This is a genomic window from Aliiroseovarius sp. F47248L (genome assembly GCF_023016085.1).
GTDB lineage: Bacteria > Pseudomonadota > Alphaproteobacteria > Rhodobacterales > Rhodobacteraceae > Aliiroseovarius.
This window is the reverse complement of the sequence record NZ_JALKBF010000001.1, coordinates 2,435,716-2,451,086: the sequence shown is the minus strand read 5'-3', so window position 1 is coordinate 2,451,086 and position 15,371 is coordinate 2,435,716. Positions and strand designations below refer to the sequence as shown.

The window sequence follows — 15,371 nt, the reverse complement described above, 5'->3', positions numbered from 1 at the left end:
GACGCAAAGGGGCTGACATGGACGACCTTAGAACAAAATACCTTGATGCAATCGGCGGTGCTGCGGACGAAGCGACACTGGAAGATATCCGCGTGCAAGCCGTCGGCAAGAAGGGCGAAGTGGCCTTGAAAATGCGCGAGCTGGGCAAGATGACGCCGGAAGAACGCCAAGTCGCTGGCCCCAAGCTGAACGCACTGAAGGACGAGATCAATTCGGCCATTTCCGCCAAGAAATCTGCGCTGGCCGATGCCGCGTTGGACGAACGCCTGCGCACCGAATGGCTGGACGTGTCCCTGCCGGGCCGACCCCAGCGCCAAGGCAGCATTCACCCGATTTCACAGGTCACGGAAGAGATTTCCGCGATTTTCGGCGACATGGGCTTTGCCGTCTCCGAAGGGCCGCAGGTCGAAAGCGACTGGTATAATTTCGACGCGCTGAACATCCCCGCCGAGCACCCGACCCGGACCGAGATGGACACGTTCTATATGACCATGCCAGAGGGCGACAACCGCCCGCCGCATGTGCTGCGCACCCATACCAGCCCCGTGCAAATCCGCGCGATGATGGATCAGGGCGCCCCCATTCGCGTGATCGCGCCGGGCCGCGTGTACCGCGCCGATTACGACCAGACCCACACCCCGATGTTCCATCAGGTCGAAGGGCTGGCGATCGACAAAGACATCTCGATGGCGAACCTGAAATGGGTGCTGGAGGAGTTCTGCCGCGCCTTCTTTGAAATCGACGGCATCGAACTGCGCTTCCGCGCCTCGCACTTCCCCTTCACCGAACCGTCGGCCGAGGTTGACATCCGCTGTTCGTGGGAAGGCGGCACTTTGAGGCTGGGCGAGGGCGACGACTGGATGGAAATCCTGGGTTCCGGCATGGTGCACCCGCATGTGCTGAAATCGGCAGGCGTAGACCCCGACGAATGGCAAGGCTTCGCCTTCGGCATGGGCATCGACCGTCTGGCCATGCTGAAATACGGCATCCCGGATTTGCGCGCCTTCTTTGATTCAGACCTGCGCTGGCTGCGGCATTACGGGTTTGCGGCTCTGGATGTGCCGACCATGCGTGGGGGGTTGAGTAGGTGACGCAGGACCTTCTAGCCACTGCGATAATTGGTCTAGGTGTGGCTATCATAACCTATGCAGTGCAAAAGCTGTTTGATCGTCGTGAGTTGGTGAGGTCACGAAACTATTCGGCCTATGTCGAAATGGTAGAAGCGATTTGTGAACTTGCGAATGCCCACAATCGCGATGGTATCGGCAAAGAGGACGCACTATCAAACTATGCGACTGCGAAAATGAAGTTTGCAATTGTGGCTTCGGATGGAGCAATGCGCCGTTTTGTAGAGTTCGATAAGCGCATTACAAGTGGAAAACCTGTCCCGCATGATGTGTTTGATGGAACTCTGGCAGAGTTTATGCGCGAAGTTAGAGCTGAGAACATCGGCAAATCTAAACTAACAAATCAAGAATTGATCATTGTGACCCCATACGGTCGCTCGATTGATCGGGAGAATATGCAATGAAATTCACCATCTCCTGGCTGAAAGACCACCTCGACACCGACGCGAGCGTCGATGAAATTGCCGAGGCCTGCACCGATCTGGGGCTGGAGGTTGAGGGGATCTTCAACCCTCTCGACCGTCTGGGCGCGTTCACGCTCGCCAAGGTCAAGTCTGCCGAAAAACACCCAGACGCCGACCGTCTGCGCGTCTGCACGGTGGAAACCAACGAAGGTGACAAGACCATCGTCTGCGGCGCACCCAATGCGCGCGAAGGCATCACCGTGGTCCTTGCCAAGCCCGGCGACTACGTGCCCGGCATCGACGTGACCCTGTCGGTTGGCAAAATCCGCGGCGTCGAAAGCCACGGCATGATGGCGTCCGAGCGTGAGCTGGAGCTGTCGGAAGAACATGACGGCATCATCGAGCTGCCCTCGGGCGAGGTGGGCGAGAAATTCGTCGACTGGCTGGCCGCCAATGACCCGACCAAGGTCGACCCGGTGATCGAGATTGCGATCACCCCCAACCGCCCCGATGCACTGGGCGTGCGAGGTGTTGCGCGTGACTTGGCCGCCCGTGGTTTGGGAACATTGAAGCCGCTCAAGGAACACAAGGTGCCCGGCAACGGCCCCAGCCCGATCAATGTGACCATTGACGACGGCACCAAAGACGCAAACCCGCTGTTCATGGGCCGTCTGATCAAGGGCGTGAAAAACGGACCTTCCCCCGCGTGGCTGCAAGCGCGCCTGCGTGCGATTGGGCTGCGCCCGATCTCGGCCCTTGTCGATATCACCAACTTCTTCACCTATGACATGAACCGCCCGCTGCACGTGTTTGACGCCGACAAGGTCAAGGGCGATCTGCGCGTGCATCGCGCCAAGGGTGGCGAGACCCTGATGGGGCTGGACGAGAAGGAATACACCTTCGCCCCCGGCATGGTTGTGATTTCCGATGATGAAGGCATCGAGTCCATCGGCGGCATCATGGGCGGCCTGCCCACCGGCTGCACGGAAGCGACCACCAATGTCTTCCTTGAGGCTGCGTTCTGGGAAACCACCCAGATCGCCCGCACGGGCCGCGCGCTGAAAATCAACTCCGACGCGCGTTATCGCAACGAACGCGGCATTGATCCGGAATACAACGCGCAAGCAATTGAAGCCGCGACACAGATGATCCTCGATCTGTGCGGCGGCGAGCCGTCGGACGTCGTCGTGGCCGGTGAGGTGCCGGATACACGCCGGGCCTACAAGCTGGACACCGACCGGGTGCAGTCGCTGGTCGGCATGGACATTCCGGCGGATGAACAGCGCAAGACCCTGACCGCGCTGGGCTTCACAATCAAGGACGGCATGGCCCATGTGCCAAGCTGGCGCCCGGACGTGCAAGGTTCGGCCGATCTGGTCGAGGAGGTCGCGCGGGTGGCGTCCCTGACCAAGCTGGTCGGTAAACCGATGGCGCGTGCCCATGTGGGTGTGCCCAAGGCGATCCTGACCCCGATGCAGAAGCGCGAAGGCATGGCGCGGCGCACCGTGGCGGCGCTGGGATACAACGAATGCGTGACCTACAGCTTCATTGATGAGGGCAGCGCCAAGCGGTTCGGTGGTGGGGCAAATGTGACGCGCCTGCAAAACCCGATCTCGTCCGAGATGAGCCATATGCGCCCATCCCTGCTGCCCGGTCTGCTGCAAGCCGCCGCCCGCAACCAGGCGCGCGGTTTCATGGATCTGGCGCTGTTCGAGGTTGGCCCCGTCTTCCATGGTGGTGAGCCGGAGGAATACGAGCAAATGGTCACCGGCATTCTGGTCGGCCATACCGGCCCGCGCGACCGCTTCGGCGCCCGCCGCCCGGTCGATGCCTATGACGCCAAAGCGGATGTCGAGGCGGTTCTGAATGCCATCGGCGCACCTACCAAGCTGACCTATGTGCGCGACATGAATGCGTGGTGGCACCCCGGACGCTCTGCCAAGCTGGGGCTGGGGCCGAAGAACATCCTTGGCGCATTTGGCGAATTGCATCCGAAAGCCATCGCCGACATGGACGTAAAAGGCCCCGTTGTGGCCTTCGCCGTGCATCTGGCGAAGGTGCCGTTCCCGAAAGCCAAAGGCACAGGGCGCGGCGCGCTGGGGGCCAGTGATTTGCAACCCGTCGAGCGCGACTTAGCCTTCGTGGTGGATGCCGACGTGGAAGCGATCAACTTGGTGAACGCAGCCGCCGGGGCGGACAAGGCGTTGATCGTCGATGTGAATGTGTTTGACGAATTCATCGGCGGCAGCTTGGGTGAGGGCAAGAAATCGCTCGCCATCACCGTGCGCCTGCAACCGCGTGACGCGACCCTGACTGACAAGGACATCGAAGCGGTCAGCGCCAAGATCGTCGAGAAGGTGGGCAAGGCCACTGGCGGCACATTGCGCGGCTGATCCGATACGCGCGGCCTTTAGAGGCCGCGCCCAAACTGGAGGAATGACATGACCCTGAATGTATACCTGTCCGGCGAAATCCATACCGATTGGCGCGAACAGATCATCGACGGCGCGAAGGGGCTGGATGTCACGTTTTCATCGCCCGTCACCGATCACGATGCCTCGGACGATTGCGGCGTTGCCATTCTGGGCGCCGAGGATAACAAGTATTGGCACGACCACAAAGGCGCGATGGTGAACGCCATCCGCACCCGCAAGGCCATTGAGGACGCCGATGTGGTTGTCGTGCGCTTCGGCGAGAAATATCGCCAGTGGAACGCGGCGTTCGATGCAGGCTATGCTGCTGCAAAAGGCAAGTCGCTGATCGTGTTGCAACAGCCAGAACACGACCATCCGCTGAAAGAGGTCGACGCTGCAGCCCTTGCCGTCGCGCGCGAACCTCATCAGGTGGTCGAGATCCTGCGCTATGTCCTGACAGGCAGCCTCAGCCGCTAGTCTCAAGTGAACAATCTACGGGTATTTTGCGACTGTTTTTCCCCACGAAACAATATGCAAATGTGAATTTTTTGCGCTACGCTTTGTTCAGGCTGGTGGGAACACATCAGCACAAGCGTGTAGTGAGGACAGTATGCTTCAAGAATTTAAGGATTTCATCGCCAAGGGCAATGTCATGGACATGGCTGTTGGTATCATCATCGGTGCAGCGTTCACCGCCATTGTCAGCTCGTTGGTGGCTGATCTTATCAATCCGATTATCGGCTTGTTCATGGGTGGGATTGATTTCACCAACATGTATGCAACCCTGTCCGGCACCGTGCCGGAAGGTGCATCGCTCGAAGCTGCTCGTGAGAGCGGCGCAGCGGTCTTCGCCTATGGTTCGTTCATCATGGCGATTATCAACTTCCTGATCATTGCGTTTGTGGTGTTCATGCTGGTGCGTTTTGTCAATAAAGCCAAAGATGCGGCCGCAAAAGAAGAGGAAGCAGCAGCGGAAGAACCCGCAGGGCCGTCCGAAGTCGATCTGCTGGTCGAGATCCGCGACGCGTTGAAGAAGTAAACGCGCCAGCGACAAGGTTTGAAGGGTGCCCCAAAGCGGGCACCCTTTTTCTTTGGCCTTTTTCCAACTCGGGCGCGAAATTTCTATGTTTTTCGTTTGACACCGGGGGCGGGCCGGAATATCTGGACCTCCGATGTGAGATGGCGTGGTAGCTCAGCTGGTTAGAGCACAGCACTCATAATGCTGGGGTCGGCGGTTCAAGTCCGCCCCACGCTACCACATCCAAACGGTCACGAATGACCATGAAGAAAAGCCCTGCCATGTGTGGGGCTTCTTTCGTTTCTGGTTTATTTCAGATGATAGGTTAGGGCGTTTTTGATAAATAACCGCAGAGGGTCGACTGGCAAAGCCTGCCCCTCCTCAAACAAGATCGCACGATTTCCATCATACGCAAAGTCATCGGGGAAGAGGCTGCGAAACTCGGATATCAGGGTGGTTTGGCAGTGGACATAAACCGCAAAACCACCGGATTTGGGCACGCCAAGCCGGATTGTTGTGCCAGACTTGCTGTCGGGCGTCAGATAAGCTGGCTGACCCCATTTCAAAGTTTCTTCAATGCGACCAACACCGGAGGTTTCATTTGCGGTGGCGAAGATCAGATTGCGAAAAGTCAGAAGGCCTGAATGCGCATCTTCTGGAAAGCTGGCAAACACGTCGGCAACGGCTGTATTCGGGAAGGGAGGTGACGTGTCAGGCATGGTGGTAGCGTGCTGTGCACAGACGCCGCTGTCAAAGAAAAAGCCCCGCCAGATGGCAGGACTTTTACCGTTTCGTGTGGGCCGATTAGATTTTCAAGGCGTCTTCTGCCGAGATGTAATCAAGCCCAAGCGCTTCGCCAACAGCGGCATAGGTCAGCTTGCCTGCATGCACGTTCAAGCCGTTCAGCAGGTGTTCGTCATCCTTGCAAGCTTGTTTCCAGCCTTTGCCAGCCAGTGCCAACATGAAGGGCATCGTGGCGTTGCCAAGCGCGATGGTCGAGGTGCGGGCAACCGCACCCGGCATGTTGGCCACGCAGTAATGCACAATGCCGTCCACGTCGTAGATCGGTTCGGCATGGGTGGTGGCTTTTGACGTTTCAAAGCACCCGCCTTGGTCGATGGCAACGTCCACCAGAACCGAGCCGGGTTTCATCAGCGACAATTGCTCGCGGCTGATCAGCTTGGGCGCTGCTGCGCCGGGGATCAATACGGCACCTACCACCATATCAACGCGCGGCAGCAACTCGGCCACCGCCGCCATGTCCGAATACTGCGTGGTCAGCCGCCCCATGAACACATCATCCAGATATGACAGACGCGGCACCGAACGATCCAGAACCGTGACATTCGCGCCCATGCCGACAGCGACACGTGCTGCAGCTGCGCCCACCACGCCGCCGCCGATGATGGCCACGTTGGCCGGGCGCACGCCGGGCACGCCACCCATCAGCACGCCGCTGCCGCCATTGGCCTTTTGCAGCGCCCAAGACCCGCTTTGCGGCGCCAGGCGACCGGCAACCTCGGACATCGGGGCCAGCAGGGGCAGGCCGCCACTGCGGTCCGTCACGGTTTCATAGGCAATCGCGGTGCACCCGCTGTCCAGCAGGTCTTTGGTCTGTTCGGGGTCCGGGGCCAGGTGCAGATAGGTGAACAGAAGCTGCCCTTCGCGCAGCATCTTGCGCTCAACGGCTTGCGGTTCCTTCACCTTCACGATCATGTCGGCCTTGGCGAACACTTCTTTCGCGGTATCCAGAACGGTGGCGCCAACCGCGACATAGTCGTCGTCCATGAACCCGGCGCCGACGCCAGCGTTGGTCTCGACGATGACGCTGTGACCGCGTGCAATCGCTTCGCCTGCAGCAGCGGGCGTCAGACCAACGCGAAACTCCTGCGGTTTGATTTCTTTCGGGCATCCGATCAGCATGGGGTGTCCTCCTCATTCCCTGTCGTCGGTTAATTCGATCTTTCAGGGGGGAAGTTTGCGCCTCTTATCGTGCAATTGCTTTGAAAATAAGTGTTGCTACTGCTAGAGAGTATCGAAGAAATTATCAATGAATGCGCCAAGTGCGCAAGAAACTTGTGAGATTATGGAACTGGACAGCATAGACCGTCGTATTCTTGGGGTGTTGCAGCGCACCGGGCGCATGTCCAATTCGGACCTGTCCGAGAAGATCAATCTGTCACCCTCCGCCTGTCATCGCAGGGTGCAACGACTGGAGGCTGAAGGTTACATCCGCGATTATGTTGCCCTTCTGGACGCGCGCAAGATGGGCTGCCCTTCAACAATATTTGTCGAGATCACATTGTCCGGCCAAGCCGACGAACTGTTGGACGCGTTCGAGCGTGAGGTGGCACTGATTCCCGATGTCTTGGAATGCCACTTGATGGCGGGAACGGCAGATTACATCTTGAAGGTCGTCGCCGCCGATACCGAGGATTTTGCCCGCATCCACCGCCAACATCTGTCGCGCTTGCCGGGCGTGCAGGGGATGCAAAGCTCGTTCGCGCTGCGGACTGTCTTCAAAACCACAGCGCTGCCCGTTTAGGCGGCGCGTGCGGCCAGCGGTTGTTCTTTCACCGGCAGGTGGACAATAGCCGAAAAGGCACCGACACCGACGCCGATCCACCAAACCATTGTGTAGTCGCCAAACGCATCATACATCCGCCCACCCAGCCAGACCCCCAGAAAGCTGCCCAATTGGTGCGAGAAGAAGACAATCCCGTAAAGGGTGCCCATGTAGCGAAGCCCATAGATGTGCGCGACGAGTCCCGAGGTCAGCGGCACTGTGGCGAGCCACAGAGACCCCATCGCGATAGAGAAAATGATAACCGATGTGGGTGTGATGGGCATCAGGATGAACAGTGCGGCCACTATGGTCCGTGCGGCATAGATGCCTGCCAGCAGGTATTTCTTGGAATAGGTCTTACCAAGATAGCCAGCCAAAAGCGTGCCCGCGATGTTGGCCAAACCGATCAAAGATATCGAGATCGCTCCAAGCGCCGAGGTGGTTGAAACACCGATGGTTGCCAATGTGCCTGAGGGGTCAATCGCGCCGCACATCTCGGTCACGAACGCGGGAAAGTGTGCCGTGATGAAGGCCAACTGATAGCCACATGAAAAGAAGCCCAGAAAGATCAGCGCGAAGCTCGGATCACGCATCGCTTTGGTCAGGATCTGGCCCATGCTGTCCTCAAGCTCGGACCGGGTAGCGACGGCTTCTGTCTTCATAAGCGGCAACAGTGCCAGCGTCGCAAGGATCGCAGCGGCAAACACGATGAACACGTTTTGCCACGACATGAAGCCCAGCAGGTATTCCGCAAGTGGTGCGCCGAACACCTGACCTGCCGATCCGGCAGCCGTTGTTATGGCCAGCGACATAGATCGGTTTTCATCGCTGGCTGCGCGCCCCACGACCGCAAGAATAACGCCAAACCCAGTTCCAGCGATACCGAAGCCGACAGCGATTTCTAGAAGTTGGTGCGCGCCAGGCGTCACGGCATTTGAGGACGCTACAAGCCCCACCGCATAGATCAATGCGCCCATGATGATTGCCTTGCGATCACCGATTTTTTCGGCGATGGCCCCAAAAATGGGCTGCCCGATCCCCCACGCCAGGTTTTGGATGGCAATGGCCAGCGAAAACTCGGCGCGTGGCCAGTTGAACTCAGTCGCAATTGGAATTTGAAACACGCCAAAGCTCGCGCGGATCGCGAAGCTGACAAGGATGATCAAACAACCGGCCACAAGGACAGGTGTGACAAGAGGCGCGCGTGTCTCACTCATTCACGTACGTTCCGTGAATTCGACCGATGGGTCAATTCTTCGTTTCTGATCTGCCACTTCACCTTTCTTTATGTGTGGAAGCGATTTATTCCTCGGCCATGGCAAACCTGATCGAGATCTACGAAAACTTAGCCCAGAAGGGCGATATCACCCGCGACCCGGCGCAACAGGCTTGTTTGCCCGCGCTGGAAGACATCCGTGCTCATTTGGATACCGCGCCTGTTCGCAAGCGTGGGATATTGGGCGGCCTGTTTCATGCCAAACCTGAAGAAGTGCCGCAGGGGCTTTATCTGTGGGGTGGTGTGGGGCGTGGCAAATCCATGTTAATGGACCTTTTCGTGGACAGTTTGGATATCCCTGCCAAACGCCGGGTTCACTTTCATGCCTTCATGCAGGAAGTGCACGAGGGCATGGCGGCGGCGCGCAAATCCGGTGTTGATGATCCGCTTAGCCCGGTGGCTCAACAGATCGCCGCGGACGTCCGTCTTTTCGCATTTGACGAGATGCAGATCACTGACATCACCGATGCGATGCTTGTGGGACGCCTGTTCGAGAAGCTGTTTGATGCAGGTGTCGTGGTGGTGACAACGTCAAACCGGCATCCGGACGAATTGTATAAGGACGGATTGAACCGACAGCTTTTCCTGCCGTTCATCGAACTGATCAAAGAGCAGATGGTCGTTCATGAACTGGTCAGCCCGAATGACTATCGGCAGGACCGTCTTGCGGGCGAACAGGTTTACTTTACCCCGGCAAACGTGGATGCGCGCAAGGCGATCGACGCGATATGGCGCGATCTGACGGGCGGGGAAGCCGAGCCACTAACCCTGACCGTCAAAGGGCGGGATGTGGTCCTGCCTGCCTATCGCAATGGCGCAGCGCGGGCAGGGTTTCACGACTTGTGTGGCGCGATGCTGGGGCCGGGCGACTATCTGACCATCGCGAAAAACGTAAAGCTGCTGGTGTTGGAGAATATTCCACGCCTCAGCCGTTCGAATTTCAACGAAGCAAAGCGCTTCGTCATACTGATCGATGCACTGTACGAAGCGAAGGTGCGGTTGATTGCCTCTGCAGCCGCCCAACCTGAGATGCTCTATGTCGAAGGCGAGGGATCATTCGAGTTTGAACGCACGGCTAGCCGTTTGCGCGAAATGCAGGATAAGGATTGGGGCGGCGATTGAAACGGGGCCGCCATTGGCGACCCCAAGGTCTTGTCCTGCCCGCTTAACTTAGCGCATCGCGACCAAAACCCGAACTCAGCCACCCGCGTTCAGGACCAACACAATCGGGCGCGACAAGCGTGCCTAGAGTGGTGAACCTGTGCCGGAAGCGGAAATGGCAAGGGTGATCTTGGTTTCAATCGCGGGTGCAGGCAAGTTTGTGATCACAAAATGATCCGTTCTATACCGCGCCAACCGAAACATAAGACCCCCTGGTCAAAGTACTGCTCGACAAGCCGTTCACTTGTTGTGAACTTTACCTGAAGAATACCCTATTTGTAGAGACTAACTGCTTAATCTGTCAACATATTGTGGTGAATCATATGGTGATTCGCTGAAGTCCAAAAAAGTGATTCTTTTCGGGGGGTTGGTGGTCGAAGTGAATCCTGCTGGGTGGAGTTCGTGAAATTTTATTTGTGATCACGGACGAAATTTCGACCTTTCGGTGACTATCCGTTCCGTTTCAAAACCGAACCAGCCAGATAAAGCGAGCCGCAGATGAGGATACGACTGTCGGGTGTCGCTTTTCGGATCGCTGCAATTGCATCCGCGACCGAGGCTGCCTCGGCCGCATCAAATCCCACAGCGCGGGCTTCGCGGGCCGTGACATCGGCAGGCAGCGTATTGGCCTCACCAGGGATAGACACAGCTATGAGACTGTCGGCCACTTGTGCTAAAGGGCGCAAATACCCGGCGATGTCCTTGGTGTTCAACATGCCGCAGATCAGGTGGGTAGAGCGTGTAGGCAGATCCGCCAACACCTTGGCCAGTGTCTCACCTGCCGCTGGATTATGGCCGCCGTCCAACCAAAGTTCGGCATCCCCGGCCGCTTCGACAAGTGGACCGTGGCGCAGACGCTGCATCCGCGCTGGCCACGTTACGTCCCGCATAGCGGCTTCGCAGGCCGATTCGCCGAACCCCAACTGGCGCAGGGCGGCAATGGCGGCGCCCGCATTTTGCAATTGATGCGGGCCGATCAGCGCGGGCATCGGAAGATCCAGCAATCCGGTTTCGTCCTGAAAGATAAATCGCCCACGCTCCTCAGCCATATGCCAGTGCTGACCATGGGCGAACAGGGGGCAACCCAGACGGGCGGCGCGCTCTTCGATCACCTCAAGGGCTTCATCTGGTTGTGGGCCGACGATGCAGGGCACGCCACGCTTCAGAATGCCCGCCTTTTCGCCTGCGATGGCGGTCAGCGTGTCGCCCAAAAACTGAGTGTGATCAATCGAGATTGGTGTGATGATGGTCAGCGCAGGTTTATCAACCACGTTAGTCGCATCCAGTCGCCCACCCAGCCCGGTTTCAAGCAACGTATAGTCCGCGGGCGTTTCCACGAATGCCATCAGGGCGGCGACGGTCGTAATCTCAAAATATGTGATGGTATCGCCACCATTGGCGGCATAGGCGCGGTCCAGCACCTCGGTCAGAGACTCTTCGCTGATCAGTTCATCTGCCAGCCGGATACGCTCGTGAAACCGCGCCAGGTGCGGTGACGTATAGGCATGCACGCGTTTTCCCGCGCCTTCCAGCCCGGCCCGCAACATCGCAAGAGTCGAACCTTTGCCATTGGTGCCCGCCAGATGGATGACCGGTGGCAGTCTGTCTTGTGGGTCGTCAACCGCGTTCAACAAGCGCCAGACACGATCGAGCGTCAGATCAATGATCTTGGGATGAAGGGACATCATCCGGTCAAGGATGACGTCCGAACCGTTTTCGCTCACGCTTTCTTCGCCTTCACCTCAGCCTCGGTCGTCGGCTTGGAGGGTGTCGTTTTGGCGTCATTCTGCGGTGTTGCAACGTCTTCGGGCTTCGGTAGATCGCCTTTGATCGCCGGGCCTTGGCCGGTCAGCATGCGCAGGATCGTGACAAGCTCGTCTTTCATGTCCTTGCGATGGGTCACGCGATCCAGCATCCCATGATCCAGCAAGTATTCAGCGCGCTGGAAACCGTCCGGCAGCTTTTCGCGGATGGTCTGTTCTATCACGCGCGGACCGGCAAAACAGATCAGTGCGTTGGGTTCTGCAATGTGAACGTCGCCCAGCATGGCATAAGATGCTGTAACACCACCCGTGGTGGGGTGAGTTAATACAACGATGTAGGGCAGCCCGGCTTCTTTTAGCATCTGCACCGCAACCGTGGTGCGCGGCATTTGCATCAGGCTCAGGATGCCTTCCTGCATCCGCGCGCCACCAGCAGCAGAAAACAGGACAAGCGGGCGCTTGGCTGTGACTGCGCGTTCTGCCGCGGCAATGATGGCGTTGCCCACATACATGCCCATCGACCCGGCCATGAAGCTGAAATCCTGCGCCGCGGCCACAATTGGGGTGCGCCCGATCTCGCCTTCGGCGACCAGCATTGCCTCACGCTCGCCGGTTTCCTTGCGGGCGGCTTTCATGCGTTCTGGATATTTCTTCTGGTCCTTGAAATGCAGTGGATCATCAACCGGGGCTGGAACGTCCACCTCGGTGAATACACCGGCGTCGAACAGTGCTTGAAACCGTTCGCGTGGGGTGATCGCCATGTGATGGTCGCAGTTCGTGCAGACGTTCAGGTTCTCGGCACTTTCGCGGTGAAACAGCATCGTCCCGCATTCCGAGCATTTGGTCCACAGGTTCTCGGGCACCTCGCGGCGTGAGAACAGCGAGTTGATGCGGGGGCGGACGTAGTTCGATATCCAGTTCATCGCCTGTCTTCCTTGGTCGTTTCGTTTTAACTAGTCCGCCTGTGCGGCATTTGCAATTGGCTGGTTGTGCTGGGTCAACTTCCACCAAAGGGCAAACGCGGCCAAGACAGCGAAGGTCTGGGTCAGGATGGACCATGTCATCTGCGCGCTGGTCAGGTCCATTTCGGTCAGGAACAGAGAAAAGCCATCCAACGTGCCCTTGGTGCCGGAAAAGATCAGCATGGCATTGTTGCCGAAATGCAGACCAGCAGCGGCACCGATATTGCCTGTGCGCAAGGTAACGACCGCCAACAGGATCCCAATAACCGCCGTGTGCGTGACATAGAATACACCGTTGATGCCATAGGTCACAGGGTCGTAATGCAAAACCCCAAAGGCAAGCGAGGGAAGGATCGCCCAGATCCAGATTGACCGAAATCGTGCGCGTAACTGTTGCAGGACATAGCCCCGAAATACCAGTTCTTCGGCAAATACCTGCATTAGTACCAGCATCAGCGCGGGCACCACCAACAGCGCCCAGTCGACGAACCGCATGGATTGCTGGGCCGAGGTTTCCGGACCCGGTGGCAAGAGCAGGGATTGAACGAGTTGCAACAGGATGGCCGCGATGCTGATCCCGATGGCCACCATCAGACCCCGCTTGAAATGATGCCAATTCACGCGAAGAGCTGGTCCGAACAGGCTGCGAAATCCGCGTTTGTGCAGCATCCTGACCGTCAGCCAAAGCCCGATGTGATACCCCAGAAAGGTCAGGAAGAACACCGTCGCCTCGGCCGGGGTTGAAGCTCCTAGCATAAGACCCGGATCGGTGCCAAGCAAACGGGCGCCGACGATGAAAACCAGAAAAGTCGCGGCAAAAAACAGGGCATGGATGACAAGTATGCCAACGATCGTGCGCCAGAGCTGAATACGCGGATAAGCAGGGGACCAGAAGGTTTGCTTGGCCAAAAGGTCGTCTTGATGGTGGGAAGCGGGCACTTGGATACCTGACGATGTAAACTGATTTGCGGTATGATGAGGGTGATCTGATGGATGGACAACCGGGAAAAGTTGGTGGACATGTGTCTGCGTTGAAGTGGTGCCCGGATTATGTTGCCTCGGGTTGGGGGGGAAGTAATGGTCAATAAATGGAAGTGCTGCGGCAGGGCAGCGTTGCGCGCCGGTATGGTGCTGAGTGTCGCACTCGGTCTGACAGGATGTTTTGGTGGCAGTGGTAAGTCTGGCCCCAATCTGTCAGAAAGCCCGATATTCTCGGACGAGCGGGCGACGCCGCGTGAGAGCCTGATGCGCCACAAAGCGGTCATGGGGGGGGCTGTAACGATCGCGGCACCGAAGGGGTTCTGCATCGACGCGTCGTCTTATCAGGATACCGAGACAGGCGCATTTATTCCCATCGGGGCCTGCGCAGCCCTGACCAAAAACCCAGCTGATCCCAAGCCGCCTAAACCGGCATTTCTGACAGCAACGGTGCTGCCCATGCCTCTTCAGGCTACAGCGATATCAGATGACCCGAACATCCGACTGCGCGAGGCGCGCGAATTTGTGCAAAGCGATGTAGGGCGTGCCGCGTTGAGCAGGGTGGGTAAGGCGGATACTGTCAAACTACTGGATGTTAAAACAGCATCCGGTGTGTTGTATGTCCGACTTCGGGATACCTCGGAAGGCTTGCCCGCGGCGCTTTCCAACACAACTTGGCGCGCGTTTCTCGAGGTGAACGGACGGCTGGTCACTGCCAGTGCTACGGCGTTCGCGGAACAACCATTTGGGCAGGGCAAAGGTTATGAACTGCTGCGCGAATTCGTCGCCCAGATCCGCAAGGCAAACAAGATCAGCAAGGGCGCTGGCGGCGTCAAAGGTTGGCTAGACGGTTTGCGCAACTGATCCGATTCTGTTCTAAGAATAAGAGCGGGCAGGCGGACGAATCTAAGCAGGGCGACACCACAGTATGGCGCGACGTGTGAACGGCATCCTTGATCACTGGCTTCAGCGACGCTCACTGCTGCGCTGGAATTCTGTTCTGCAGCGCGCTGAAGCTCTTGATCTTGCGGCTTTACGCAGTGTCCGCACACGCGCGCGCATGTTGCGGCAGGCGTTGGATCGGGTTCTCCACGTCGCGGATGGGCGACTGACACTGCCGTTGATCGGCTCAGGCGCGATCCAAAAGCCTTTGCACAGTGATTGGGCTTATCGCCCAGAACTGTGGCGCGGCCCGTTGTCTCCACCGGGGCGGGCAGCTGTTGAAAGCAAGTCGAACTTCGGTAGCGAGGCGACCGTATTTCACGATTGTCGGGTGTCGGAACTGACGGTCCGGCAGATCCGCAATACCCGTGAAAGTGACCTTGCGCCCTTTGGTCTTAGGATGGATGTGTTTGGGTTTGACGGATCGTTTCTATCGCTCGTGGTCGAACTTCCGCAATCTGCCGTCGATGGGCTTAAACGCAACCACCTTGTGCGTCTGACCGCATTGGTCGAGATGGAGAAGCCGCTTGAAGTATATGCACGTCTGAATATCCAACATGGGCCGAACACAGAACAAATCGTCCGCGCCTTACCGGTCGAACAGACCGAGGCGATAGTCGAATTCGACCTCGCCTATACAAACTTGAACGAAAAACGGGTCGACCGGATGTGGGTCGATCTGGTGTTCGAGAACCCCGAAATGAGCCAAGTGATCCTGCGCGACGTTACATTCAGCCGACGTCCGCGGGCAGAGGTTTGA

Annotated in this window: 15 protein-coding genes and 1 tRNA gene; 10 read left to right on the top strand and 6 right to left on the bottom strand. The window is 57.9% G+C overall.

Going from position 1 to position 15,371, the window contains the following annotated elements:
• Positions 1-17 precede the first annotated feature (17 nt).
• The 6 genes from pheS (at position 18) to MWU51_RS12175 (ending at position 5,203) form a co-directional block, all read left to right on the top strand.
• Entirely contained in the window at positions 18-1,091 is a 1,074-nt protein-coding gene (pheS, locus tag MWU51_RS12200; protein ID WP_247037510.1) for a phenylalanine--tRNA ligase subunit alpha, read from the top strand.
• Entirely contained in the window at positions 1,088-1,531 is a 444-nt protein-coding gene (locus tag MWU51_RS12195) for a hypothetical protein (RefSeq protein ID WP_247037509.1), read from the top strand. Before pheS ends, MWU51_RS12195 begins: the two co-directional genes overlap by 4 nt.
• A complete protein-coding gene (gene pheT, locus MWU51_RS12190; RefSeq protein ID WP_247037508.1) occupies positions 1,528-3,924 on the top strand; it encodes a phenylalanine--tRNA ligase subunit beta in 2,397 nt (798 codons plus the stop codon). The genes MWU51_RS12195 and pheT overlap by 4 nt, the downstream gene beginning before the upstream one ends.
• A gap of 48 nt (positions 3,925-3,972) precedes the next feature.
• On the top strand, positions 3,973-4,422 hold the full coding sequence (locus tag MWU51_RS12185) for a YtoQ family protein (RefSeq protein ID WP_247037506.1): 450 nt from the start codon (positions 3,973-3,975) through the stop codon (positions 4,420-4,422).
• Between the two features lie 133 nt (positions 4,423-4,555).
• On the top strand, positions 4,556-4,984 hold the full coding sequence (gene mscL, locus MWU51_RS12180; protein ID WP_247037504.1) for a large conductance mechanosensitive channel protein MscL: 429 nt from the start codon (positions 4,556-4,558) through the stop codon (positions 4,982-4,984).
• 142 nt (positions 4,985-5,126) lie between these two features.
• A tRNA-Met gene (locus MWU51_RS12175) sits at positions 5,127-5,203 on the top strand.
• A 68-nt stretch (positions 5,204-5,271) separates the two neighbouring features.
• Here MWU51_RS12175 and MWU51_RS12170 read toward each other — a convergent pair.
• Both MWU51_RS12170 and ald read right to left on the bottom strand, forming a co-directional pair.
• On the bottom strand, positions 5,272-5,682 hold the full coding sequence (locus MWU51_RS12170) for a DUF1801 domain-containing protein (protein WP_247037502.1): 411 nt from the start codon (positions 5,680-5,682) through the stop codon (positions 5,272-5,274).
• An 85-nt stretch (positions 5,683-5,767) separates the two neighbouring features.
• Positions 5,768-6,886, bottom strand: a complete 1,119-nt coding sequence (ald, locus tag MWU51_RS12165) for an alanine dehydrogenase (protein WP_247037500.1) — start codon at positions 6,884-6,886, stop codon at positions 5,768-5,770.
• A gap of 163 nt (positions 6,887-7,049) precedes the next feature.
• Here ald and MWU51_RS12160 point away from each other — a divergent pair, with 163 nt between their 5' ends.
• A complete protein-coding gene (locus tag MWU51_RS12160) occupies positions 7,050-7,508 on the top strand; it encodes an Lrp/AsnC family transcriptional regulator (protein WP_247038846.1) in 459 nt (152 codons plus the stop codon).
• Here MWU51_RS12160 and MWU51_RS12155 read toward each other — a convergent pair.
• The gene (locus tag MWU51_RS12155) at positions 7,505-8,746 is read right to left on the bottom strand and encodes an MFS transporter (protein ID WP_247037498.1); all 1,242 of its coding nucleotides are present in this window, start codon (positions 8,744-8,746) and stop codon (positions 7,505-7,507) included. The two genes, MWU51_RS12160 and MWU51_RS12155, sit on opposite strands and share 4 nt — an antisense overlap.
• A gap of 98 nt (positions 8,747-8,844) precedes the next feature.
• Between MWU51_RS12155 and zapE the strand changes: the two genes are divergently transcribed.
• Entirely contained in the window at positions 8,845-9,927 is a 1,083-nt protein-coding gene (zapE, locus tag MWU51_RS12150) for a cell division protein ZapE (RefSeq protein WP_247037496.1), read from the top strand.
• Between the two features lie 488 nt (positions 9,928-10,415).
• On the opposite strand, the gene MWU51_RS12145 is transcribed toward zapE, so the two are convergent.
• Genes MWU51_RS12145 through MWU51_RS12135 form a run of 3 tightly spaced genes read right to left on the bottom strand, consistent with a single transcriptional unit; the run spans position 10,416 to position 13,600 of the window.
• On the bottom strand, positions 10,416-11,690 hold the full coding sequence (locus MWU51_RS12145) for a folylpolyglutamate synthase/dihydrofolate synthase family protein (protein ID WP_247037494.1): 1,275 nt from the start codon (positions 11,688-11,690) through the stop codon (positions 10,416-10,418).
• Positions 11,687-12,652, bottom strand: coding sequence for an acetyl-CoA carboxylase, carboxyltransferase subunit beta (gene accD, locus MWU51_RS12140; protein ID WP_247037492.1), 966 nt, complete (start codon positions 12,650-12,652; stop codon positions 11,687-11,689). The genes MWU51_RS12145 and accD overlap by 4 nt, the downstream gene beginning before the upstream one ends.
• 30 nt (positions 12,653-12,682) lie before the next feature.
• On the bottom strand, positions 12,683-13,600 hold the full coding sequence (locus MWU51_RS12135) for a type II CAAX endopeptidase family protein (RefSeq protein WP_247037490.1): 918 nt from the start codon (positions 13,598-13,600) through the stop codon (positions 12,683-12,685).
• A 168-nt stretch (positions 13,601-13,768) separates the two neighbouring features.
• On the opposite strand from MWU51_RS12135, the gene MWU51_RS12130 reads away from it, so the two are divergent.
• Entirely contained in the window at positions 13,769-14,533 is a 765-nt protein-coding gene (locus MWU51_RS12130; protein ID WP_247037487.1) for a hypothetical protein, read from the top strand.
• A 64-nt stretch (positions 14,534-14,597) separates the two neighbouring features.
• Entirely contained in the window at positions 14,598-15,371 is a 774-nt protein-coding gene (locus MWU51_RS12125) for a DUF6478 family protein (protein ID WP_247037485.1), read from the top strand.